Raw genomic sequence first — 22737 nt, 5'->3', positions numbered from 1 at the left:
GCGGCCTCCTCCTGATGCTCGGTGGATTCAGTGCCAGATAAGACAGCTCATCGCGTCAGGCCGCGGGCTTGGTTCCGTTGGCCTTGTACGCCGCCACGTGGGCCTCGCGCTCGGCGTCGGACATCTCGTTCAGCAGCACGTTCGGGCTCATGAACGTGTTGCCGCGGACGTCGTCGAGGGTCCACATCTTCTTCGGGTCGTCCAGGTCCAGGTGCGGCTGGCCGATCAGTGTCTTGCCGTCGTCGCGCACGTACCCGAGGTCCTGGACGATGTCGGCCAGGTCCTTGTTGTGGTGCAGGGTCTCCCACTCACGGAAGCCGGTCAGGCGTCCCATGTTCGGTGTCGGGCGGCCGTCGTACTCGCCGCGGAAGGCGACCGCGTCGGTCCAGTAGCAGGTCTCCGAGCAGTACGTGCGCCACTGGTCGTCGACCTTCTCGACCACCATGTCCTCGCGGATCAGCGCCGGCACCATGCAGGTCCAGCAGCGGTGCGGGTACTGGTACCCGACCTCCTCGAAGGCGATCGGCTTGTTCTTGCCGGGGTAGGCGAGCCGGTTGTAGTTCTCCCACCACTTGCCGTACTTCGAGTACCAACCTGGGTACTTCTCCTCGAACCACTCGAAGTCCTTGTCGGTCATCGCGTCGATCCGCCAGTAGTTCACCGGCCAGCCGGTGGCGAAGAACCGCGCGACCTCGTGCACGTAGCCCTTGTCGACGATCCGCTTCCAGGCCTCCTCGACCAGGTCGTGCGGAATCGTGAGGCCGTACTTCTCCAGCGGCAGCAGGTAGCTGCGGTAGTAGTCGTCGTAGATCCACCGGCGCCACATCTCCGCATAGCTCTCCCGGTCCTTGCGGCGGTCCTTCGTGCCGTACTCGATGAAGGTCCCGATCGCCGCGTCCACGACGCAGTGGTTGTTCCACCACGCGTAGCGCAGGTCGCGCTCGAGCAGCGGCCGGTTGCGCTCGTCGGCGAGTGCCATCAGCAGGATCGAGTAGCCGTTGCTGATGTGCCGCGACTCGTCGGACTGCACCGAGTGGAAGACGGTCGGCAGCAGGTAGTCGCCGTTGGCCGCGGCCTCGTCCGGCATCGCGACGAAGAGCGTGTTGGTGAACGCGGTCTCCGCGACCACAGTCAGGTAGATGTTCGCGGCGGTGATCGCGTCACCGGTGATGAACCCCTCGCCGAACTGGCGGCCGATGGTGCCCGCGTAGTTGTTCGCGAACGCCTTCTCGGTCATGTCGAACCCGGCCGGGTCGATGTAGTTGTTCATGTACAGGCGCTTGAGGTTCATCTGGATCGTCGAGTGCCTGACCTCGTCGATCATCTGCACCGCGAGCCCGTTGTGGATCTCCGGGTTTGGTACGGCGTCGATCGCCATCGGCATCGCCCGGGCGGCGGAGATCTCCGGGAACGGGATGATCGACAGGAAGAGCTTCTGCCACTCCAGCCAGCGCTGCTGCACCTGGCGGAACATGTTGCCGCGGATCGCGCCGTCCATGGCGCCGTACACGCGGTTGTCCTTCTCCTCCTCCATCGGGAAGTAGGACCGCATGATCTGCTTCAGCGGGTCCTTCTTCGGCGCCTTCTCGAACGTGTAGTCGGTGCCGAACCGGGTCGCCGGGGTCGCGAAGGTCGGTTCCCACGACAGCTCGGTGATCTTGGCGTGCGCCTTGGTGAGACTCTGCCTACTCAATGTCTGCCTCCATGATCGGGAGCCGGCTCTCGGCCCGGCTCCTGCGGTACGGCGGGCTGCGTTAAGAAGGGATGAAAGCCGTCCAGGGGCGGCGTCCGTGTCTCAATGTGAGATGGCGGTCACACACGGGGCGGCTACCGTGGTGGGAACTCCGCTGGTGACGGACGTGAAGGAGGCGACCCATGGGCGCTGCACAGCCGGTCCGGGATCCGATCCGGGTCTCGTGGGAGCGTTCACACGCGTCCCAGGTGGACATTGACCGCCCCGCCCCGAAGTACTTCGACCGGATCGACCGCGAGACCACGCTGATGCGGGCAGCCCGGCCAGTCATCGACGCGCTGTCGTCGGAGCTGCACAACGAGCCGGTCTGCATCATCCTGACCGACTCCAAGGGCGTCGTCCTCGATCGCCGCGGCGGCGACCCGTCGCTGTTGCGGCGGCTGGACTCCGTCGACCTCGCGCCCGGATTCCAGTACGCCGAGTCCGAGGTCGGCACCAACGGGATCGGTACGGCGCTCGAGGTGGGCGGCCCGATCCTGATTCACGGACCCGAGCACTACAACGACAAGCTGCGGATGTTCTCCTGCGCCGGGGCGCCGATCACCCATCCGGTCACCGGCGGCCTGCTCGGCGTACTGGACATCACCACCCAGGCCCGGAACTCGAACTCGATCCTGCTGTCGTTCGCCAAGCTCGCGGCCCGGCGGATCCACGAACGGGTCGTCGAGGAGGCGAACGCACTCGACCACGCGCTGCTGAGCGACTACTACGCCGCCTGCCGGCACAGCGGCGGCCCGGTGCTCGCGCTCGGCGACGAAGTGTTCATGATGAACGCCTACGCACAGGCCCGGTTCGACGCCGTCGACCAGGCGGCGCTGATCGACCGCACCCGGGACGCGCGGGGTGGCACGAAGCCGCTGGTGATCCTGACCGACCTGCCCAGCGGGACGACCGCCCGGCTGGCCTACCGGCCGACCTTCCTCGGCGACACCCTGGCCGGCGGCGTCATCCAGATCAAGGAGCAGCGGCCACCAGCCCGCAGTCAGCAACCCGCCCGCGCCCCCCTGGTTCCTGGCACGACCGGGTACAGCGCGGTCTGGCAGCACGTCACCCAGGAGATGCTGGACGCGTGCCGCCGGTCCGAGTGGCTGATCGCCGACGGCGAACCGGGCGCCGGCAAGCTGTCCCTGCTGCGCGCGGTCCGCCGGCACGTGTCCCCCGACCGGCGGCTGGCCGTTCTCGATCCCGCGGTGACCGGCGACGACCTGCCGGCCGAGGCCCGAGCCGAACTGGAATCCGGTTCCGATCTGATCATCCGGCGGGCCAACCTCTTGACCGGCGAGGTCCTCTACGGCCTCACCGACGTACTGCAGAGCGTCCGCGACGGCGCGATCGCCGGGGACGCCTGGGTCGCGCTCACCCTGCCGGCGGACCGGTCCGAGATCGCCGACCAACTGCTGGCGTTCTTCCCCCGGACCGTCGAAGTACCTCCGCTACGACACCATCTCGAAGACATTCCGGCACTGGTCCGATCGCTGCTGGCCAAGGCCGGCGTCAGCGGCCTGACCTTCTCCACCACGACGATGAACCAGTTGATGCGGCTGCCGTGGGCGGGCAACATCACCCACCTGCGCGCCGTCCTCACCGCGGTCGCCAAGCGACGCCGATCCGGCGTGGTCGAGCTGGCCGACCTGCCACCCGAGTGCCGGGCCACGACCCGTCGGCAGTTGACGCCGATCGAAGCGCTGGAGCGGGACGCGATCGTCGACGCGCTGTCGATGTACGACGGCGACAAGCAGGCCGCGGCCGCCGCACTGGGGATGTCGCGGGCGACCATCTACCGCAAGATTCGCGACTACGGAATCGTCACCTGACGGGTCCCGCCTGATCGGTTCACATCGGCCGGCAATACAGATGGACAGCCTGTGAGGCTTCGATCACAGTACGCGCCGGTTATTGCAGATCGTTACCACCGTGGAACCGCCCAGCGCTGCGACCGCACCCTAGGCTCCGCTAGGTTCTGGGCCATGAGCGATTCCGGTACCTTGACGAAAACCGGTCTGGTCGCGCTGACCGGGGTCAACAAACATTTCGGCGAGCTGCACGTCCTGAAGGACATCAACCTGTCCATCGCCAAGGGCGAGGTCGTCGTGGTGATCGGTCCGTCCGGGTCCGGAAAGTCCACGCTCTGCCGCGCGATCAACCGGCTGGAACCGATCGACGACGGCACCATCACCCTCGACGGGCAACCGCTGCCCAGCGAGGGCAAGGCCCTGGCCAAGCTGCGCGCCGACGTCGGCATGGTGTTCCAGTCGTTCAACCTGTTCGCGCACAAGACGATCCTGCAGAACGTCACCCTCGGTCCCACGAAGGTGCGCGGTCTGTCCAAGGCCGAGGCGGACGAGAAGGCCCGCGGTCTGCTCGAGCGGGTCGGCGTCACCGCCCAGGCCGACAAGTATCCGGCGCAGCTGTCCGGTGGTCAGCAGCAGCGGGTGGCGATCGCCCGCGCCCTGGCGATGGATCCCAAGGTGATGCTGTTCGACGAGCCGACCTCGGCCCTGGACCCGGAGATGATCAAAGAGGTCCTCGACGTGATGGTCGACCTGGCCGGCCAGAGCATGACGATGGTCGTGGTCACCCACGAGATGGGCTTCGCCCGCCGGGCGGCCAACCGGGTCGTCTTCATGGCCGACGGTCAGATCGTCGAGGAAGCCGAGCCGGAGAAGTTCTTCACCGATCCGCAGACCAAGCGGGCACAGGACTTCCTCTCGAAGATCCTCACCCACTGACCGTTCGCGCCGTTCCCAGCGTAGTACCGATACTTACGGAGGAAATGACATGCGACAGCGAATCATCGCTGCCCTCGGCATCGCGGGCTTGGCCGCGACCGGACTGGCCGCCTGCGGCAGCGACGACTCCGATTCCGCCTCGGGCTCCAGCGGTGGCGAGAAGGTCACCATCGGCATCAAGTTCGACCAGCCGGGTATCGGCCTGAAGGAAGGCGCGAACTACACCGGCATGGACGTCGACGTCGCGAAGTACGTCGCCAAGGAGCTCGGCTACAACGAGGACATCACGTTCAAGGAGTCCCCGTCGGCCCAGCGCGAGACGCTGCTGGCCAACGGGCAGGTCAAGATGATCTTCGCCTCCTACTCGATCACCGACGCCCGCAAGGAGAAGGTCTCCTTCGCCGGCCCGTACTTGACCGCCGGCCAGGACCTGCTGGTCAAGGCCGACAACACCGACATCACCGGTCCGGAGACGCTGAACGGCAAGAAGCTGTGCTCGGTGACCGGCTCCACGTCGGCGCAGAAGGTCAAGGACAAGTTCGCCAAGACGGTGCAGCTGCAGGAGTACGACACCTACTCCAAGTGCGTGGAGGCGCTCGGCGCCGGCGCGATCGACGCGGTGACCACCGACAACACCATCCTGGCCGGCTATGCCTCGCAGGCGGCCAACCAGGGAAAGTTCAAGGTGGTCGGCAAGACATTCTCGACCGAGCGGTACGGCGTCGGCCTGAAGAAGGGCGACACCGAGACCTGCACCAAGGTCAACGACGCGCTGAAGAAGATGGTCGACTCCGGCGAGTGGCAGAAGGCCTTCGACAAGAATCTCGGTTCGTCCGGGCTGAAGCTCGACCCGGCGACGAACCCGCCGAAGACCTTCGACGCCTGCGCCTGATCTGACATCGCCGGGGAGAGGCCGCTCGCGCGGTCTCTCCCCGGCGTGCTGATCTCCACCTCGTTCCCAGCTGGAGAAACATGGACGTGATTACGGAGTTCTTCGTCGAGTACGACGGTCTGCAAGCCTTCCGGACGACCATCTACCTCACGCTGCTGTCGGCGTTCTTCGCGCTGCTGATCGGCACCGGGGTGGCGGTGATGCGGGTCTCCCCCGTCCGGGTGCTGCAGGTGATCGGCTCCGCCTACGTGAACATCGTCCGGAACACCCCGCTGACCCTGGTCATCGTGTTCTGCAACCTCGGGCTGTTCCTGCAGCTCGGCGTCTCGCTGGCGAACAAGGATTCGAACACCTTCATCACCGACAACAACTTCCGGCTCGCCGTCCTCGGCCTGTCGGTCTACCACGCGTCGTTCGTGGCCGAGGCGATCCGCAGCGGGGTGAACACCGTGCCTCTCGGCCAGGCCGAAGCGGCCAGGGCGATCGGCCTGCCGTTCCTGAAGACGCTGCGGTACGTCGTACTCCCGCAAGCATTCCGTGGTGCGATCGCCCCACTGGGCAACGTGCTGATCGCCCTGACCAAGAACTCGACGGTTGCCTCCGTCATCGGTGTCACCGAGGCCTCCGCGGTGATGAAGGTGATGATGGAGAACCGGCCGGACGTGATCTTCGTGGTGTTCGGCATCTTCGCGGTCGGCTTCGTCATCCTGACGCTGCCGGTCGGCGTGCTGTTCACCTCGATGTCCAAGCGGCTGGCGGTGAAGCGATGAGCAACAGCAGCGTTCTGTTCGACGCGCCCGGCCCGCGGGCCAAGCGCCTGTACGCCGCCGTCGGCGTGGGCAGCATCGTCGTGCTGGTCCTGGTGTTGTGGTTCGTCCTCGCCAAGTTCAACGAGAAGGGGCAGCTCACCGCGGCGAAGTGGAAGCCGTTCCTGACCGGCGAGATCTGGACCCAGTACCTGATCCCGGGCCTGATCGGCACGCTGACCGCGGCCGCCATCTCGGTCGTCCTGGCGCTCGTCTTCGGGACGCTGCTGGGTGTCGGACGGCTCTCGCTCGCGGCCTGGATCCGGTGGCCCTGCAGCGTCATCGTCGAGTTCTTCCGCTCGGTGCCGGTGCTGCTGATGATGCTGTTCACCTATGCCCTGTACGCCAACTACGAGGTGGTCCCGCCGGATCGGCTCGCCCTGGCCGCGGTCGTCACCGGCCTCACGCTGTACAACGGCGCGGTGGTCGCCGAACTCGTCCGTTCCGGCGTGTACTCGCTGCCGAAGGGACAGAGTGAGGCGGCCATGGCGATCGGCCTGACCAGCGGGAAGACGATGCGGCTGATCTTGTTGCCGCAGGCAATCACCGCGATGCTGCCCGCCATCGTCGGCCAACTCGTGGTCATCCTGAAGGACACCGCGCTCGGCTACATCATCACGTACGAGGAACTGCTCCGGAAGGCGGAGCAGATCGGCAACTACAAGTCGAACCTGCTGCCGGCGTTGATCGTCGTCGGCGCGATCTTCGTGATCCTGAACTACCTGCTCGGCCGGCTCGCCCAGTGGGTCGAGGGCCTGACGCGCCGCCGCGGCCGCTCCGCCGGGGGACCCATCGCCCCCGACCAGATCGACCAGACCGCCGTCGCCACCGCAGCGGCCGGCGCCATCCCGCCGATCTGACCGACGAAGGGAAGAACCCCTCGCAGGGGCTCTTCTCTGGTCAGCGCAGGGTGTTGAAGGAGTCCCGGATGATGTCGAGAGCTTCGGCGGTTTCTTCCTCGGTGAGGGTCATCGGTGGGGCCATTCGGAGGACGTTGCCGTAGAGGCCGCCCTTGCCGACCAGGAGGCCGCGGTTCTTGGTCTCCTGCTGGAGTTTGGCGGTCGTGGCGGCGTCGGGGCTGTTGTCGTCCGGCTTCACGATCTCGGCGGCCAGCATCAGGCCCTTGCCGCGGACGTCGCCGAGCTCGGGGAACTCCTCGGAGATGCCGCGCAGTCCGTCGGCCAGCTGGGCGCCGCGCTTGGCCGCGTTCGCCTGCAGGTCGTGGTCGAGCAGGTAGTCGATGGTCGCCTTCGCCGCGCTGGTCGAGATCGGGTTGCCGCCGAACGTGGACAGCGAGTTCGCCTTGATGCTGTCCATCAGGTCGGGCCGGGCGACCACGCCGCCGATCGCGAACCCGTTGCCGAGTCCCTTCGCGAACGTCATCGCGTCCGGTACGACGTCGTGCGCCTGGATCCCCCAGAAGTGCTCACCGGTCCGCCCCCACCCGGTCTGCACCTCGTCGGAGATGAAGAGGATCCCGAACTCGTCGAGCACCTCCTTGAAGGCGCCGTACAAGCCGTCCGGGGGTGACGAGAACCCGCCGACGCCCTGGATCGGCTCCGTGATCAGACAGGCGACGTCGCCGGCAGTGGTGGTCTCGATGACGTTGCGCAGGTCGTCGACGCAGACCTTGATGTAGTCGGCGTCGGGCAGGTCGCGGAACGGGCTGCGGTACCGGTACGCGCCCTGCACGTACTGCACGTTCACCGGGGACAGGCTGCTCGCGGACCAGCCGCGGTTGCCGGTGATCGCGACGGTCCCGAAGGCGCGGCCGTGGTAGGAGTTCCGCATCGCCAGCACCTGGTTGGAGCGGCGGTTCTGGGTGGCGAGCAGGAGCGCCGTCTCGTTCGCCTCGGTGCCGGAGTTGGCGAAGAAGACCTTGGCGTTCGGGATGCCGGACAACTCGGCGATCTGTTCGGCCAGCTCGATCTGCTTGCGGATCAGGTACACCGTCGAGGTGTGCGCGATCCCGCTGCCGAGCTGCTCGCGCACCGCGTCGGAGATCTCCGCGATGTCGTAGCCGATCGCGTTGGTCAGGATGCCGGCGAAGAAGTCTAGGTAGGTGACGCCCTCACCGTCGGTGACCCGGCGACCCGTTCCCTGCACGATCTCGATCGGCTCCTCGTAGTACAACGCGAGCCAGTCCGGCATGACGGCCTTGTGACGCTCCCAGAGCTCCGCATGTGTCATGCCTAAGCATTACCTCATCGCGCCGTTCGCTCATAGTGGGCATCTATGGCAGTTAGGGTGCTCTGCGTGACAATGCCGAGCATTCCGCATGTGGACATCGAGTCCCTGGAACACTTCGACCGGATCGTCGCTGCCGGGGCCACCTCGATGGACGGGTGGCGGGTGCAGTCGGTCGATCTGACCGGCCGGACGGCGGAGTTGCTCGGTCTGCGTCCGATGGGCGCCCTGTTCCTCGGCTGCGTGCTGGAGGAGAAGGCGGACAGCTGGATCCGCGACGGCGGCGGACTCGTCTTCCCGGCGATCCCGTCCCTCCCCTTCGACGCCTACCGCGGCACGCTGTACGACGCCGACGAGCTGTACGCCGGCCTAGAACACGGGTACGACGCCACACCGGACGCCCGGATCTACGCGTGGTCACGGCAGCACGACGAGAAGGGCGACACCAGCCGGACCCTCGCCGCGGCCCTCCACGACCACGCCATCGGCGACGCTCTCGACGATCTGCCCGGCAACGAGCCCTGGGTGGGTGTGATGGGCGGCCACGGCGTACTCCGGAGCGACGACAGCTACCGAGCCGCCGTGCTCCTCGGTCGTACGCTCGCCCGCCGCAAGCGCATGGTGGTCACCGGCGGCGGCCCAGGTGCAATGGAGGCCGCCAACCTCGGTGCGTCACTCTCCGAATACGACGACGCCGCCATCGAGCGTGCACTCGCCGGACTAGCGCGCGTACCGTCGTTCAAGCCGTCGGTGGCCGCGTGGGCTGCCGCGGGTCTCGACGTACGGCGTGAGTTCCCGGGCGACGGGGGTGTGTCCGTCCCGACGTGGTTCTACGGCCACGAGCCGCCGAACGTGTTCGCGTCGGCCATCGCGAAGTACTTCTCCAACGCGCAGCGTGAGGACGTCCTGCTCAGCCGGGCGCGTGGCGGCATCATCTACCTCCCAGGCGCGGCCGGCACCGTGCAGGAGGTCTTCCAGGCCGTCACTCCCAACTACTACGGCGATCCGGCGACCCAGATCCCCCTCATCCTCGTCGGCATCGACCACTGGACCGTGAAGCTCCCCGTGTGGCCCCTGCTGCAGTCGCTGTCTGCTGACCGGCCGATGGCCCGATCCATCCGGCTCGTCGACACCATCGACGAGGCTGCAGCACTGGTCAGCTGAACTGTCGGTGGCGTCATCTACGGTGCGCGGCATGACGAACTTCGTGTTGGTGCCGGGGGCTTGGCTCGGGGCGTGGGCGTGGGACGACGTGGCAGCGGCACTGCGTGCGGAGGGGCACGGGGTCTATCCGGTGACGCTGAGTGGGGTGGCCGAGCGGCGTGGTCCGGATGCCGGTCAGCAGGAGCATGTCGACGACATCGTGGCGGTGATCGAGGACAACAACCTGCAGGACGTCGTACTCGCGGGCCACAGCTACTCCGGGATCCCGGTCGGTCAGGCCGCCGGGCGGATCGGCGATCGGCTGCGGCGAGTCGTGTACGTCGACTCGAACATCCCGACGGACGGGAAGTCGTTCGTCGACGGCTGGTCCGACGAAGGCCGCGCCTGGGTCCAGGAGCAGCTGACCGCGTCCGGCGGTTTCTGGCCGGCACTCACCGCGGAGGACTACGCCGACCAGGACCTCTCCGACGAGACCATCGCCCTGATCGTTTCTCGCAGCACCCCACACCCCGGCCGCGCACTCACCGAGCCGGCTGTCGTTACCCGTCCGATCACCGAGCTCCCGACGACCTACATCAAGTGCCTGATGGACGGCGCAACCCCGTCATCAGACGTGGCCAAGCACCTCGAGTCCCCGACCTGGGACCTGGTCGAACTCCCCACCGGCCATTGGCCGATGTTCTCCCAACCCACCGCCTTGGCGAAGATCCTCAGCAGCAGCTGATCACTTGTTGGCGGCGGCGAGCTGGCCGCAGGCGCCGTCGATCTCCTGGCCGCGGGTGTCGCGGACGGTGGTGGGGATGCCGCCGGCCTCGAGGCGGCGGACGAACTCGCGCTCGTCGGCCGGGTCGGAGGCGGTCCACTTGGAACCGGGGGTCGGGTTGAGCGGGATCAGGTTGACGTGCACCCAGCCCCAGTCGCCGCGGGCCCGCAACTTCTCCGCCAGCAGGTCGGCCCGCCAGGCGTGGTCGTTGATGTCGCGGATCATCGCGTACTCGATCGACACCCGGCGCTTGGTCTGCCGCGCGTACGCCCAGGCCGCGTCGAGGACCTCATCGACCTTCCAGCGGTTGTTGATCGGCACGAGCTCGTCCCGCAGCTCGTCGTCCGGCGCGTGCAGCGACAGCGCCAGCGTGACCGGAATCCCCTCGGTCGCGAGCTGGTTGATCCGCGGCACCAGCCCGACCGTCGACACGGTCACACCACGCGCCGAGATCCCGAGGCCCTCCGGCGACGGGTCGGTGAACCGCCGCACCGCGCCGATCACGGCCTTGTAGTTGGCCATCGGCTCGCCCATGCCCATGAACACGATGTTGCTGACCCGCCCCGGCCCGCCGGCGATCTCACCGCGGGACAGCGCCCGCGCACCGTCGACGACCTGCTCGACGATCTCGGCGGTGGTCATGTTGCGGGTCAGTCCGGCCTGGCCGGTCGCACAGAACGGGCACGCCATCCCGCAACCGGCCTGCGAGGACACGCACATGGTGGTGCGACCCGGATACCGCATCAGGACGGACTCGACCAGCGAACCGTCGAGCAGCTTCCACAGCGTCTTGCGGGTCTCCCCGTTGTCGCACTCCAGGTCGCGCACCCGGGTCAGCAGCGGCGGCATCAGCTCCGCGACCAGCTTGTCGCGGGTCGCGGCCGGCAGATCGGTCATCTCGGCCGGGTCGGACACCAGCCGGGAGAAGTAGTGGTTCGACAGCTGCTTGGCCCGGAATGCGGGCTCCCCCAGCGCGGCGACCGCCGTACGCCGCTCCTCCCCGGTGAGGTCGGCCAGATGCCGCGGCGGCTTCTTGGCGCGGCGCGGCTCATCGAAGACAAGAGGAAGGGAGGTAGTCATAACATCCCCGATTGTCCCTTGCCGCCGACCACATTCACAAATTCACATCCCCCACGTGCCCAGAATCACAGACCCGGTCAGCTCTCGGCGGCCGGCTCCTTGCGATCCGAGTGACCGAGCTTGCGGTCCGGCGCGATCCGGTCACGCACCAGCTGCTTCAGCGTGGGGATCTCGGCGAATCCACCCTCCGCCTTGCGCGACCACAACGTCTCCCCGTCCAGCCGCACCTCGAAGACGCCACCGGTGCCCGGAATCAGCGCGACCTCCCCGAGCTCCTTCGGGAAGGTGGTCAGCAACTCCTGCGCGGTCCAGGCCGCCCGCAACAACCACCGGCACTGCGTGCAGTATTCGATCTCCAACCGCGGTTCCCTCGTCACGGCGACAACGGTATCGCCGTGACGAGGGGCGCCTTCAGGCCGAGTAGCCCTTCGGCGGGATCAGCGTGGCGAGCTGGTTGAAGGTGAGCCAGTACGTCGCTGTCGGGGCGAAGCCGGCCGGGTCGGCGATCAGCACGGTCGTGTCGCTGGAGTCGTACCCGATCACGGTGAAGTAGTGGTAGATCGTGTAGTTCGGGTAGCCCGGCGGGTGGTTGTTGGCCGGGGCAACGATATTGGCGACGATCGGGTAGTTGTTGTCGATGTCGAGGACGACGTCGCGCCAGAGCAGGTCACGCTGTGCCTGGGTGGGCGGGTCGTTCGGCATCTCCTTGGTCTCGTACCAGCCGGTGCCGAGGTGGTTGTTCAGCACCCGGGTCACCTGCCCGATCCAGTCGGTGCCGTTCGTGGTGGTCGGGAGCTCGTTGGCCAGCTGCTGCTGACTCGGCGGCGAGATCCTGGCCGACAGCGCGATCCGGGTTGCCGCCGGGCCGCACCAGTACCCGGTCTGCTGGTACTGGAAGTCGATGTTCAGCGTCCTGACGGTCTGCGTCGAGTAGCCGAGCGACGGCACCGTCTTGGTCGCCGCGACCGTCTCCGCGGACAGCGTGGGTGCGGCGGTCGCCGGGGTGGCTGCCATCGGCAGCGCCGCGGCCGCGACCAGGGCCAGACCGCCGAGGGCGGCCTTCAACTTCGTCGTGGTGCTCGGATGACTTCTCATGTCAGCTCCTCAGCCTCACGGGACGACCGGGGCGGGTCGTCTCTTGTTTGATGCTGACACACTCATCCGTGACTGTGTAGAAAATTCACCAACCCTTTCCATCCAGCTCGAAAGGTCAGGCGGCAGCCTGCTCCACGGGCTCGATGATCTCCCGGACCAGCCAGCGCACCGCCCGCTCCGGATACGGCCTCGGCAGCGACAGCACGATGTGATCGAACCCCAGCCCGACGGCGCGTTGCACGATCGCCCGGGTCGACGCCGGATCGTCGTACGAGACGATCTGCTGCAGTGACCGGCTGATCGTGCCCGGGTCGCGGCCGATCCGCGCGCACTCCGCGTCCAGCCGCCGTACGCGATCGGTCAGGACGTCGAAGTCGTTGTGCGGCGGGCCGCTGATGTTCCAGATGTCGGCGTGCTCCGCGATCAGCCGCATCATCCGGTTGCCCCAGCCGCCGATCAGCAGCGGCGGACCCGGTCGCTGGATCGGCTTCGGCTCGTTCTGGTTCTCCTCGAGCGTGTAGTAGCGGCCGTGGAAGTCGAAGACGTCCTGCGTCCACATCCCGCGCAGGATCTCGATCGTCTCGCGCAGCCGATCCACGCCCTCCCCCGGCGGTACGAGCGTCAGTCCGTACGCCGCGTACTCCGCAACGGCCGGGTTCGGGCCCGGGATGCCGCCCGTACCGGCCGGCTGATGCGTACCGCCGGCGCCCAGACCCATGATCAGCCGCCCACCAGAGATCACGTCCAGCGTGCTGGCGATCTTGCCGAGCACCGCCGGCGGGCGGATGCGGTTGCTGGTGACCAGCAGCCCGAGCCGGAGCCGGGTCGTTTGTGCGGCCAGCGCGGTGAGCAGCGTCCAGCCTTCGAGTACGTCGCCGTCCTTGGGGCCGACCAGCGGCAGGAAGTGGTCCCAGAGCCAGGCGTCACGGAGCTGCGGAACCTCGTCGGCTTCCAGCCAAACGCGCTGGATGTCGGCGTACTGGACATGCATCGGGGTGGTCTTCAGACCGAAAGACAGTTCCATAATCGTCAGAGTAACTGATGATCAGTTCTCCTGACGATCAGGTTACCGGTAGATTTGCTCGTATGGTGTCGGACCGGCTGGGGTATCTGCTCAAACACGTCCTGGCGCGGCTGACCGAGGCGCAGACCAAGGCGCTGGCCCCGCACGGGTTGAACGGCCGCGATCTGGCCGTGCTGTCCGCAGTCGCGTCCGGCGAGCCGCTGTCACAGCTCGAGGTCGGATCCAGGCTCCGCGTCGACCGGACCTCGATCGGCGACCTCATCGACGGCCTGGAGGACCGAGGATTCGTGGAGCGCCGGCGAAGCCCCGAGGACCGGCGCCGCAACGTCGTCGTGCTGACCGAGCTGGGCGGATCCACCTACGCAACGGCCGAAAGGATCCGGCTCGAGGTCGAGCGCGGATTCCTTGCTCCCCTGCGCGACGGGGAACGCTTCCGCTCGGACCTTCAGGCCCTGCTGGGGGAATGACGGTTCTGCCGCGCCCGTTGGACTCTGCATCATGGCTGCACTCTCCGGCGTCCCCCTGTCCGTGCTGGACCGCTCGCGGACGCGAGTAGGTGAGACGGAAGCCGAGACACTGCGTGCGACCGTCGAGCTGGCTCAGCAGGTCGAAGAGCTTGGCTACAAGCGTTTCTGGGTGTCAGAGCACCACAGCGTGCCCGGTGTGGTGGGCTCCGCTCCGACAGTGCTGGCTGCGGCCATTGCTGCCCGTACGAGTTGCATCCGCGTCGGCACCGGCGGTGTGATGCTGCCGAACCACCGGCCGCTCGTGGTGGCCGAGCAGTTCGGAGTGCTGGAGTCGCTGTACCCGGGCCGCATCGACATGGGCCTCGGCCGATCAGTCGGCTTCACGAACGGCATCCGTCGTGCCCTGGGCGTAGAGAAGGATGCGACCGAAGACTTCGCCGCCCAGGTCCGTGAACTGCTGGCGTATCTCGCCGGCACCCAGCAGAACCAGGTCCACGCCCGCCCCGGCGAGGGCCTGCACATCCCACCGTTCATCCTCGCGGTCGGCGAAGGCGCTGCGATCGCAGCTTCTCTGGGCCTCCCGGTCGTCCTCGCCGCTCGCTCCGAGTCTCAGGTGCTCGAGACCCTCGACCAGTACCGTACGAGCTTCCAACCATCGGCCTGGGCGTCGGAACCCTACGTGATCCTCGCCGTCACCGCCGCGGTCGCGGACACCACCGAAGCTGCCCGGCAGATCCTGTTGCCCGAGGCATGGGCCAGCGCGTACTCACGCACGCGTGGCGTGTTCCCGCCCTTGCAGCCGGACGTGCCGCCCGAGATGACCGCTCGCGAGCAAGAGTTCTTCGAGAACGGTCTCCGTGGCCAGATCTACGGCACGCCTGACGAGGTCGACACAGCACTCGGCGGCCTAGTACGCCGTACCGCCGTCGACGAAGTGTTGATCACGACCAACACCTACGACCGGGCTAACTTGCTGGCGTCGTACGCCGCCCTCGCGGAGCTGGCGCTACCGGTTGATGCGCGCCTCTAGACCCTTGCGGACCTCAGGCCACTCATCGGCCAGGATCGAGAACACGACCGTGTCGCGGAACGAACCGTCGGCCAGTCTCTTGTGCCGGCGCAGCACGCCCTCACGCGTCGCACCGAGCTTCACGATCGCTGCCTGAGACCTGGTGTTCTTCGAGCCGGTCTGGATCTTCACCCGGCCGAATCCGCAGTCCTCAAAGGCGTGCTGGAGTAACAGCAACTTCGTCGCCGGATTGACCGCCGTACCCCAGACGGCCGGCGCGTAGCCGGTCCAGCCGAGGTGGATGCTCTCGTTGACCAGGTCGACGTCCCCGAGGCTCGACGTACCGACAACCGTGCCGTCGGCAACCAACCGGACCGCGTAGGCGAATCGCTTCGCCGCAGCCGGGATCCACTCGGCCCGCATCGCCTCCGCGCTCTCCGGCACACGACCGCCGTCGAATCCCCCGGCATACACCTGCTCGTTGCCGATCGCGGCGTACAGCTCCTCGATGTCGCCGTCCCGGAGCCGCTCCAGCCGTACGACGCCGCCCACCAGGGACCGTCCGTCCGGTGCGACCGTCATGGCTTCACCAAGAGATGCAGCACCAGCCAGACCGCAGGGGCCGTCGCCAGCAACGAGTCGAGCCGGTCCATCACCCCGCCGTGCCCGGGCAGCAGGTTCGACATGTCCTTGATGCCGAGGTCGCGCTTGATCATCGACTCGGCGAGGTCGCCGACCGTGGCGGTCAGCACGGCGACCGCACCGACGATCGCACCGGCCCACCAGTCCCCGTCGAGCAGCCAGACGACCGAGGCGATACCGGCTCCGATGCAGGCGAGCACCGAGCCCGCGAAGCCCTCCCAGGACTTCTTCGGGCTGATCGTCGGCGCCATCGGGTGCTTGCCGAACAGCACACCGGCCGCGTAACCGCCGACGTCACTGGCGACCACGACCAGGAAGAACGTGACCACCCGCTCGGGGCCGTCCACCTCCGGCTGGACCAGCAGGATCGCGAACCCGGCCAGCAGCGGCACGTAGCCGATCAGGAACACCCCGGCGCTCGCGTCCCGCACGAACCCGATCGTCCCGCCCGGCATCCGCCAGAAGATCGTCCCGAGCACGGTCAGCGCGAGCGCGACCAGCAGCGCCATCGGTCCGCCGAAGTACGCCGACACCAGCATCGCCGTCGTACCGACGAACAGCGGGACCCGCGGGATGATCGCCCCGCCGGTGCGCAGGGCCTTCATCATCTCGTCGACGGCGATCAGGACGACCGCCAGCACCAGGACGGTGAACAGCACCTTCTGCCAGAACAGCGATCCGAGGATCAGCGCGCCGAGGCCGACACCCACGGCGATCGCCGCAGGCAGGTTCCGCCCGGCGCGGCTCGGGCTGGGACTCGGTGCGGGCGTGCTCTCGACGCCCATCACACCTCGAGCAGTTCGGCTTCCTTGTGCTTGAGCAGCTCGTCGATCGAGTCGACGTACTTCTTCGTCAACCCGTCGAGCCGCTTCTCAGCACTCTTGCCCTCGTCCTCGCCCGCATCGCCGTCCTTGACGGTTTTGTGCACCTGATCCATCGCATGCCGGCGGATGTTGCGGACCGAGACCTTGGCTTCCTCGGCCTTGGTCTTGGCGACCTTGATGTACTCCTTGCGCCGCTCCTCGGTCAGCTGCGGCATCACCACCCGGATCACCGCGCCGTCGTTGCCCGGGTTCACACCCAGGTCCGAGTCGCGGATCGCCTTCTCGATCGCCGTCATCGCACTCTTGTCGTACGGCGAGATCAGCACGGTCCGGGGCTCCGGCACCTGGAAACCGGCCAGCTGCTGCAGCGGCGTCGGGGTGCCGTAGTAGTCGGCCAGGATGCCCGCGAACATCTGCGGGTGCGCCCGGCCGGTGCGGATCGCGGCGAAGTCGTCCTTCGCGACCTCCACGGCCTTCGCCATCTTCTGCTCGGCTTCGCGGAGAGCTTCGTCGATCACGACATTCCTCGCTTCCTCAGGGCCGCCTCGGCGCGGCCACTCCAACCAACGAACACAGGAACCCTACGAACGCAGGTTTACCAGATAACGGACATCCACCCGTGTCGAACGATCCTAGTGGTACGGGCGCGTACGGCGTACCTGGGGCTACTGGCCCGGGGAAACGACGGTGCCGATCTTCTCTCCGTGGACGACCCGGGCGATGTTGCCCTCCTCGAGCCCGAAGATCACGATCGGCAGCGCGTTGTCGCGGGCCAGACTGATCGCGGTCGCGTCGGCCACCCGCAGGCCGCGGGCCAGGAAGTCGTCGTACGACAGCTGGTCGAACTTCACCGCGTCCGGGTTCTTCTTCGGGTCGGAGTCGTACACCCCGTCCACGCCCTGTTTGCCCATCAGCAGCGCCTCGGCGCCGATCTCCAGCGCACGCTGGGCGGCGACCGTGTCGGTGGAGAAGTACGGCATGCCGGAGCCGGCGCCGAAGATCACCACGCGGCCCTTCTCCAGGTGCCGCTCGGCCTTGCGCGGGATGTACGGCTCGGCGACCTGGCCCATCGTGATGGCGGTCTGCACCCGGGTCTCGATCCCGAGCTTCTCCAGGAAGTCCTGCAGCGCCAGGCAGTTCATCACCGTGCCCAGCATGCCCATATAGTCGGCCCGGTTTCGCTCCATCCCGCGCTGCTGCAACTCGGCGCCGCGGAAGAAGTTGCCGCCACCGACCACGACGGCGACCTGGACACCGGACCGGGCCACCTCGGCGATCTGCTTGGCGATCGAGTTCACCACGTCGGGGTCGACGCCGAGCTTGCCGCCGCCGAACACCTCACCCGAGAGCTTCAGCAGCACCCGATGGTAGGCGGGCGCGAACGGCGAAGAGGCCGGACTCGTCTCGGTACCCAGGGTTTCCGTCACGATTCCGGCCTCCTCGTCGATGAAGAACTGTGCTTTTCCTGCGATCAGGCGCCGACCTCGAAGCGGGCGAACCGCTTCACGGTCACACCGGCCTCGTCGAGCACGGCCTTCACGGACTTCTTGCTCTCCTGGACCGACGCCTGCTCGAGCAGCACGACGTCCTTGAAGAACCCGTTCACCCGGCCCTCGACGATCTTCGGCAGGGCCTGCTCCGGCTTGCCCTCCTCGCGGGCGGTCGCCTCGGCGATCCGCTTCTCGTTCTCGACCGTCTCGGCCGGGACCTCGTCGCGGGTGGTGTAGAGCGGGCGCATCGCGGCGGCCTGCATGGCGGCACCGCGGGCGGCCTCGACGTTGTCGCCCTCGAACTCGACCAGCACGCCGACCTGGGCCGGCAGGTCCGCGGCGCGCTTGTGCATGTACGCCGTCACCTGGCCGTCGAACACGGCGACCTTGCCGAGCTCGAGCTTCTCGCCGATGACCGCGGCCAGAGCCTCGATGTTCTCGGCGACCGACTTGCCGTCGGACAGCTTCTCGCTCAGCAGGCCCTCGACGTCGCCGACCTTGCTGGCGGCGGCGTGCGCGACGATGTCGGCGGCGAGCTGCTGGAACTGCTCGTTCTTGGCGACGAAGTCGGTCTCGCAGTTGAGCTGGACCAGCGCGTTCTCCGCCGCGGCCACCAGACCGTTGGTGGCGGAGCGCTCGGCGCCCCGCTTGGCGGCCTTGGCCGCGCCGTGGATGCGCAGCTCCTCGATCGCCTTCTCGAAGTCGCCGTCGGTGGTCTCGAGCGCCTTCTTCGCGTCCATCATGCCCGCGCCGGTGGCGTCGCGGAGCTTCTTCACGTCAGCGGCGGTGTAGTTCGCCATTCCTCGTTCTCTCGTCTTGTCGATGCGGCTGGATGAGCGGGGCAGGCCCGGTTGCGGACCATGCGGCGCAGCTGGGTGCCGCCCGGCGGACCGGGCGGCATCCGTGGCTGTCAGGCCTCGTCGGCCTTCGGGGTCTCCTCGGCCTTGGCCTCGGACTCGGTCCCCTCGACCACGACGGCGTCGGTCGCGATCGGCTCGGTCAGCACCTCGGCGGCCGGGGCCTCCGCGGCGGGGGCCTCGGCAACCGGAGCCTCAGCGGCCGGAGCCTCGGCAGCCGGGGCCTCGGCAGCGGCCGGGGCGTCGGCGGCCTTGGCCTCGGTGGTGCCGTTCTGGCTCTCCAGCAGCTCCCGCTCCCAGGCGGCCAGCGGCTCCTCGGCGCCCAGCTCCTCGCCGGCCGCGGCAGCGCCCTGGCCACCACGCGACATCAGACCGTCCGCGACGGCGTCGGCGACCACGCGGGTCAGCAGGCCGACCGAACGGATCGCGTCGTCGTTGCCCGGGATCGGGAAGTCGACCTCGTCCGGGTCGCAGTTGGTGTCCAGGATGCCGATGATCGGCAGCTTCAGCTTGCGCGCCTCGTCGACCGCGAGGTGCTCCTTCTTGGTGTCCACGATCCACACGGCGGCCGGAACCCGGGCCATGTCGCGGATACCGCCGAGGGTCTTCAGCAGCTTGTCGTGCTCGCGCCGCTTCTGCAGCAGCTCCTTCTTGGTGACACCGGAGGCCGCGACGTCGTCGAAGTCGATCAGCTCCAGCTCCTTGAGCCGCTGGAGCCGCTTGTTCACGGTCTGGAAGTTGGTGAGCATGCCGCCCAGCCAGCGCTGGTTCACGTACGGCATGCCGACTCGGGTCGCCTGCTCGGCGATGGCTTCCTGGGCCTGCTTCTTGGTGCCGACGAACAGGATCGCGCCGCCGGAGGCGACCGTGCTACGAACGAACTCGTAGGCGCGGTCGATGTACGACAGCGACTGCTGCAGGTCGATGATGTAGATGCCGTTGCGCTCGGTGAGGATGTAGCGCTTCATCTTCGGGTTCCAGCGCCGGGTCTGGTGCCCGAAGTGCACGCCGCTCTCAAGGAGCTGCTTCATGGTCACGACGGCCATGAGGGTGTTCCTCCTGTCGCGCCCGGCTGCTCGCGCGGGCGCTGTTCTCGGTTGTCTCGCGCCGAACCGGGTGGCCCGCCGCTCCTGATGCCCGTCGCACGAACCCACCCGGGAGGTCCCGGGACCGAGGGAAACGCGCTGTTGTGCGGGCATGCGTAGTCGTCCCACTCACATGGGACGCCACCGGAAGTGTACGGGACCAGCCCCGCCGAAGGCGAACCGGCCACCGGTTGTCCACAGGCCACGAACTCACTGTCCGCAACCGCCCGTCCCGACGGCATGTTCCAGGGTATGAAGCTCATCCTCTTGACCCTGACCACAGCCGCGCTGACTCTCGGAACCTCCCCACCCGCCACGGCGGCCCCGCCGGTGTGGCCCCTCCAACCACGACCACAGGTCGTGCATGGCTTCGAACTCCCAGCCAAACCCTGGCTCCCGGGCCATCGCGGCGTCGACCTGGCCGGCACCCCGGGCCAACCCGTCCTCGCAGCGACCGCCGGCACCATCACGTACGCCGGTCCGCTCGCGGGACGCGGCGTGGTCACGGTCTCGACCGACCCTCGCCGTACGACCTATGAGCCGGTCGTCTCGGCGCTGGCGGTGGGCGCTGCCGTGACCCCGGGCACTCTGATCGGTCATCTCTCTGCCGCCGGCTCGCATTGCAGACCCGCGACCTGTCTGCACTGGGGCCTCATCCAGGGCAAGCAGTACCTCAACCCGCTCACCTTGGTCCCCGACCGCCCTGTCCGCCTACTTCCGCTCAGCCAAGATCCGCCGCCCCGGGCGGCGGCTCCCCTACCTGAACCAAGCCCGCGCGCCGAGCGTGCAGACGCGCCACACGACACGTCCCGAGCCGGGAAGCGGACGGCCGCCGCGATCGTCGGTGCGACGGCAGCCCTGATGCTGGCCGGCGGACTGCTGATCAGGCGCCACTAGTCCGGCCAGAACTAGGCGGGCAGATTGACCTGCCATGAGACCCCGAAGCGGTCGTTGACCCATCCGAACTTCCGGCTGAAGCCGTACTCCCCGAGCGGCATCAGCACCCCGCCTTTCTCGGACAGGGCGGCGTACAGCCGGTCGAGCTCGGCCTCGTCCGCACAGTCGACGAACAGCGACACCGACGGAGTGAAGGTGAACTGGTGCTGCACAAAGCTGTCACTGCACATGAGCCGCTGCCCTGCGAGCGTGAACACCGCGGTCATCACCGACCCCTCGGGGCCGGGGCCTTCCGCGCCGTGCCGAGTGATCGAGACGACCTCTGCGTCGTCGAAGAGCGACACGTAGAAGTTCATCGCCTCCTCGGCCCTGCCCTCGAACATCAGGAACGTGGAGATCTGCTCAGCCATCAAACCCCTCCTGTAGTCTCGACTTATATAAGTCGTCACTGTAGCAACGGCGAGGCCGGAGTGCGAGCCTCAGCTGCCGGGGACCCGAGCCTGCCAGGCGTCCTCGTCGCGGGAACGGCGTTCGACGCCGGCCGGGAGCTTGTTCTTGGCGAGGTCGATGAGTGTGGTGTGCTCGAGCACGTCGCGCAGGCTGGCCCGCGCGGCGATCCAGACGCGCTGCAGGACGACGGCCCGCTCGTTGTACGCGACGCTCTCGGGCCGCACCCCGGAGATGCTCACGATCGGTCCGTCCACCGCGCGCATCACGTCGGCGACCGAGATCTCGTTCGGATCGACGGCCAGCCGCCACCCGCCGGACTGGCCGCGCTGACTCACCAGCACGCCGGCGCGGCGCAGGTCGGCGAGGATGCCCTGCAGGAAGCCGTGCGGAATCCCCTGCGCGCGGCTGAGTTCCTCGGCCGACACCACCGAGGGATCGTTCGCCACCCATCGCTGAGTGATCTCGATCAACGCCCGCAACGCATAGTCAGACTTCGCCGAAACCCGCATGTCCCGCAGTCTGCCCCATCGCCCTGCCACCGCGCCGCATCCACACCCCGGCCCGGCCGCGGATCAGGCTCGAGGATGGGCCTGCTCGTAGGCCTTGCGGAGCCGTTCGGTCGAGATGTGGGTGTAGATCTGCGTGGTCGCCAGCGACGCGTGCCCGAGCAGTTCCTGGACACTGCGAAGGTCGGCACCACCTTCGAGCAGATGGGTAGCGGCCGTGTGCCGGAGCCCGTGCGGCGACAGGTCCGGCGCGTCGACGACCCCGATCCGCTCGTGGACGAGACGCCGTACCGCTCGCTGGTCGATCCGGCCGCCGCGAGCACCCAGGAAGACAGCCGGGCCGCTCCCGTGTCGCGCCAACTCCGGTCGCGCCTCGTGCAGCCATCTCTGGAGAGCTTCGGCCGCGGGCACGCCGTACGGGACGGAGCGTTCCTTGCGTCCCTTGCCGAAGACGCGGACGACGCGACGGGCCGTGTCGATGTCGTCGATGTCGAGGGCGCAGAGCTCGCCGACGCGGGTGCCGGTCGCATACAGCAGTTCCATGATCGCCAGATCGCGCAGGCCGACCGGGCTGCCGTCGTCCGCTGCCACCGCGGCGGCATCCAGGACGGCTCGAGTGTCGGCCTGGCCCAGCACGCCGGGCAGGGTTTTGTGCGGCCGCGGGCTCGCCAGCAATGCCCCCGGATCCGTGCTGATCCGGCCGGTCCGCTGCGCCCACGCGGTGAAGACACGCGCGGCCGTGGCCCGCCGCGACATCGTGCTGCGCGCCTTGCCGAGGCTCTGCTGCTTGGCCAGCCAGGAGCGCAGCCCGCGGATGTCGAGGGCCTCGAGATCATCGTGACCAAGCCGAATCAAATGTTCGAGTAAATCCGCGACATCCCCGATGTAGGCTCTGACGGAATGTCTGCTGAGGTCTCTTTCCGCCGTCAGATGCCGTTCGTAGTCAGCCAGTAACGCAGCGAAACCCTCCGGCCAGTCGGGGTTCGCGCTGACAGCGTCCGGCGTCATGCCTCGACG

Annotated in this window: 25 protein-coding genes; 10 read left to right on the top strand and 15 right to left on the bottom strand. The window is 67.8% G+C overall.

The genetic code is table 11. From position 1 onward, the window contains the following. Positions 1-55 precede the first annotated feature (55 nt). A complete protein-coding gene (locus ACXC9Q_RS35240; protein ID WP_329479482.1) occupies positions 56-1693 on the bottom strand; it encodes a ferritin family protein in 1638 nt (545 codons plus the stop codon). Between the two features lie 182 nt (positions 1694-1875). Here ACXC9Q_RS35240 and ACXC9Q_RS35235 point away from each other — a divergent pair, with 182 nt between their 5' ends. From ACXC9Q_RS35235 to ACXC9Q_RS35215, 5 genes are all read left to right on the top strand, one after another. Next, positions 1876-3567, top strand: a complete 1692-nt coding sequence (locus tag ACXC9Q_RS35235; RefSeq protein WP_457060971.1) for a sigma-54-dependent Fis family transcriptional regulator — start codon at positions 1876-1878, stop codon at positions 3565-3567. Between the two features lie 153 nt (positions 3568-3720). Then, positions 3721-4482, top strand: coding sequence for an amino acid ABC transporter ATP-binding protein (locus ACXC9Q_RS35230; RefSeq protein WP_457060970.1), 762 nt, complete (start codon positions 3721-3723; stop codon positions 4480-4482). Between the two features lie 49 nt (positions 4483-4531). Further along, a complete protein-coding gene (locus ACXC9Q_RS35225; RefSeq protein WP_457060969.1) occupies positions 4532-5374 on the top strand; it encodes a glutamate ABC transporter substrate-binding protein in 843 nt (280 codons plus the stop codon). A gap of 80 nt (positions 5375-5454) precedes the next feature. Then, the gene (locus ACXC9Q_RS35220) at positions 5455-6144 is read left to right on the top strand and encodes an amino acid ABC transporter permease (protein ID WP_457060968.1); all 690 of its coding nucleotides are present in this window, start codon (positions 5455-5457) and stop codon (positions 6142-6144) included. Next, on the top strand, positions 6141-7040 hold the full coding sequence (locus ACXC9Q_RS35215; RefSeq protein WP_457060967.1) for an amino acid ABC transporter permease: 900 nt from the start codon (positions 6141-6143) through the stop codon (positions 7038-7040). The genes ACXC9Q_RS35220 and ACXC9Q_RS35215 overlap by 4 nt, the downstream gene beginning before the upstream one ends. Positions 7041-7080: 40 nt before the next feature. Here the strand turns inward: ACXC9Q_RS35215 and ACXC9Q_RS35210 are convergent, their stop codons facing one another. Further along, positions 7081-8370: an aspartate aminotransferase family protein gene (locus ACXC9Q_RS35210; protein ID WP_457060966.1), complete on the bottom strand. Its 1290-nt coding sequence runs from the start codon at positions 8368-8370 to the stop codon at positions 7081-7083. 72 nt (positions 8371-8442) lie between these two features. Here ACXC9Q_RS35210 and ACXC9Q_RS35205 point away from each other — a divergent pair, with 72 nt between their 5' ends. Together ACXC9Q_RS35205 and ACXC9Q_RS35200 are read left to right on the top strand one after the other, a co-directional pair. Next, complete coding sequence (locus ACXC9Q_RS35205) at positions 8443-9531, top strand: LOG family protein (protein ID WP_457061035.1); 1089 nt, start codon at positions 8443-8445, stop codon at positions 9529-9531. 31 nt (positions 9532-9562) lie between these two features. Next, on the top strand, positions 9563-10255 hold the full coding sequence (locus ACXC9Q_RS35200; RefSeq protein WP_457060965.1) for an alpha/beta fold hydrolase: 693 nt from the start codon (positions 9563-9565) through the stop codon (positions 10253-10255). On the opposite strand, the gene rlmN is transcribed toward ACXC9Q_RS35200, so the two are convergent. From rlmN to ACXC9Q_RS35180, 4 genes are all read right to left on the bottom strand, one after another. Beyond that, positions 10256-11374, bottom strand: a complete 1119-nt coding sequence (gene rlmN / locus ACXC9Q_RS35195; protein ID WP_457060964.1) for a 23S rRNA (adenine(2503)-C(2))-methyltransferase RlmN — start codon at positions 11372-11374, stop codon at positions 10256-10258. A 77-nt stretch (positions 11375-11451) separates the two neighbouring features. Next, positions 11452-11751: a SelT/SelW/SelH family protein gene (locus ACXC9Q_RS35190; RefSeq protein ID WP_329479498.1), complete on the bottom strand. Its 300-nt coding sequence runs from the start codon at positions 11749-11751 to the stop codon at positions 11452-11454. Positions 11752-11785: 34 nt separating this feature from the next. Beyond that, a complete protein-coding gene (locus tag ACXC9Q_RS35185) occupies positions 11786-12469 on the bottom strand; it encodes a C39 family peptidase (RefSeq protein ID WP_457060963.1) in 684 nt (227 codons plus the stop codon). A 115-nt stretch (positions 12470-12584) separates the two neighbouring features. Then, positions 12585-13493, bottom strand: coding sequence for an LLM class flavin-dependent oxidoreductase (locus ACXC9Q_RS35180; protein ID WP_457060962.1), 909 nt, complete (start codon positions 13491-13493; stop codon positions 12585-12587). Positions 13494-13555: 62 nt separating this feature from the next. Here ACXC9Q_RS35180 and ACXC9Q_RS35175 point away from each other — a divergent pair, with 62 nt between their 5' ends. Further along, the gene (locus ACXC9Q_RS35175; protein WP_457060961.1) at positions 13556-13960 is read left to right on the top strand and encodes a MarR family winged helix-turn-helix transcriptional regulator; all 405 of its coding nucleotides are present in this window, start codon (positions 13556-13558) and stop codon (positions 13958-13960) included. A 31-nt stretch (positions 13961-13991) separates the two neighbouring features. Continuing rightward, positions 13992-14990: an LLM class flavin-dependent oxidoreductase gene (locus ACXC9Q_RS35170; RefSeq protein ID WP_457060960.1), complete on the top strand. Its 999-nt coding sequence runs from the start codon at positions 13992-13994 to the stop codon at positions 14988-14990. On the opposite strand, the gene ACXC9Q_RS35165 is transcribed toward ACXC9Q_RS35170, so the two are convergent. The 6 genes from ACXC9Q_RS35165 to rpsB form a co-directional block, all read right to left on the bottom strand. Next, positions 14967-15551: a GNAT family N-acetyltransferase gene (locus ACXC9Q_RS35165; RefSeq protein WP_457060959.1), complete on the bottom strand. Its 585-nt coding sequence runs from the start codon at positions 15549-15551 to the stop codon at positions 14967-14969. The two genes, ACXC9Q_RS35170 and ACXC9Q_RS35165, sit on opposite strands and share 24 nt — an antisense overlap. Next, complete coding sequence (locus ACXC9Q_RS35160; RefSeq protein ID WP_457060958.1) at positions 15548-16396, bottom strand: phosphatidate cytidylyltransferase; 849 nt, start codon at positions 16394-16396, stop codon at positions 15548-15550. The genes ACXC9Q_RS35165 and ACXC9Q_RS35160 overlap by 4 nt, the downstream gene beginning before the upstream one ends. Next, complete coding sequence (gene frr, locus ACXC9Q_RS35155; protein WP_457061034.1) at positions 16396-16950, bottom strand: ribosome recycling factor; 555 nt, start codon at positions 16948-16950, stop codon at positions 16396-16398. Before frr ends, ACXC9Q_RS35160 begins: the two co-directional genes overlap by 1 nt. A gap of 150 nt (positions 16951-17100) precedes the next feature. Beyond that, positions 17101-17862: a UMP kinase gene (gene pyrH, locus ACXC9Q_RS35150; protein WP_329479512.1), complete on the bottom strand. Its 762-nt coding sequence runs from the start codon at positions 17860-17862 to the stop codon at positions 17101-17103. Positions 17863-17906: 44 nt separating this feature from the next. Continuing rightward, on the bottom strand, positions 17907-18725 hold the full coding sequence (gene tsf, locus ACXC9Q_RS35145) for a translation elongation factor Ts (protein ID WP_405067914.1): 819 nt from the start codon (positions 18723-18725) through the stop codon (positions 17907-17909). 110 nt (positions 18726-18835) lie between these two features. Beyond that, positions 18836-19828: a 30S ribosomal protein S2 gene (gene rpsB / locus ACXC9Q_RS35140; RefSeq protein WP_457060957.1), complete on the bottom strand. Its 993-nt coding sequence runs from the start codon at positions 19826-19828 to the stop codon at positions 18836-18838. Positions 19829-20119: 291 nt separating this feature from the next. On the opposite strand from rpsB, the gene ACXC9Q_RS35135 reads away from it, so the two are divergent. Then, positions 20120-20764, top strand: a complete 645-nt coding sequence (locus tag ACXC9Q_RS35135; RefSeq protein WP_457060956.1) for a M23 family metallopeptidase — start codon at positions 20120-20122, stop codon at positions 20762-20764. Positions 20765-20775: 11 nt separating this feature from the next. Here the strand turns inward: ACXC9Q_RS35135 and ACXC9Q_RS35130 are convergent, their stop codons facing one another. The 3 genes from ACXC9Q_RS35130 to ACXC9Q_RS35120 form a co-directional block, all read right to left on the bottom strand. Then, positions 20776-21174, bottom strand: coding sequence for a VOC family protein (locus ACXC9Q_RS35130; RefSeq protein ID WP_329479520.1), 399 nt, complete (start codon positions 21172-21174; stop codon positions 20776-20778). 69 nt (positions 21175-21243) lie between these two features. Beyond that, on the bottom strand, positions 21244-21723 hold the full coding sequence (locus ACXC9Q_RS35125) for an RrF2 family transcriptional regulator (protein ID WP_328519471.1): 480 nt from the start codon (positions 21721-21723) through the stop codon (positions 21244-21246). Positions 21724-21786: 63 nt separating this feature from the next. Further along, positions 21787-22728 (bottom strand): tyrosine recombinase XerC, encoded by a 942-nt coding sequence (locus ACXC9Q_RS35120; RefSeq protein WP_457060955.1) that lies wholly within the window; start codon positions 22726-22728, stop codon positions 21787-21789. Positions 22729-22737 lie beyond the last annotated feature (9 nt).

Source organism: Kribbella sp. CWNU-51 (genome assembly GCF_054073265.1).
Note: the sequence above shows the minus strand (reverse complement) of the source record. Positions and strands in the feature narration are given on the sequence as shown.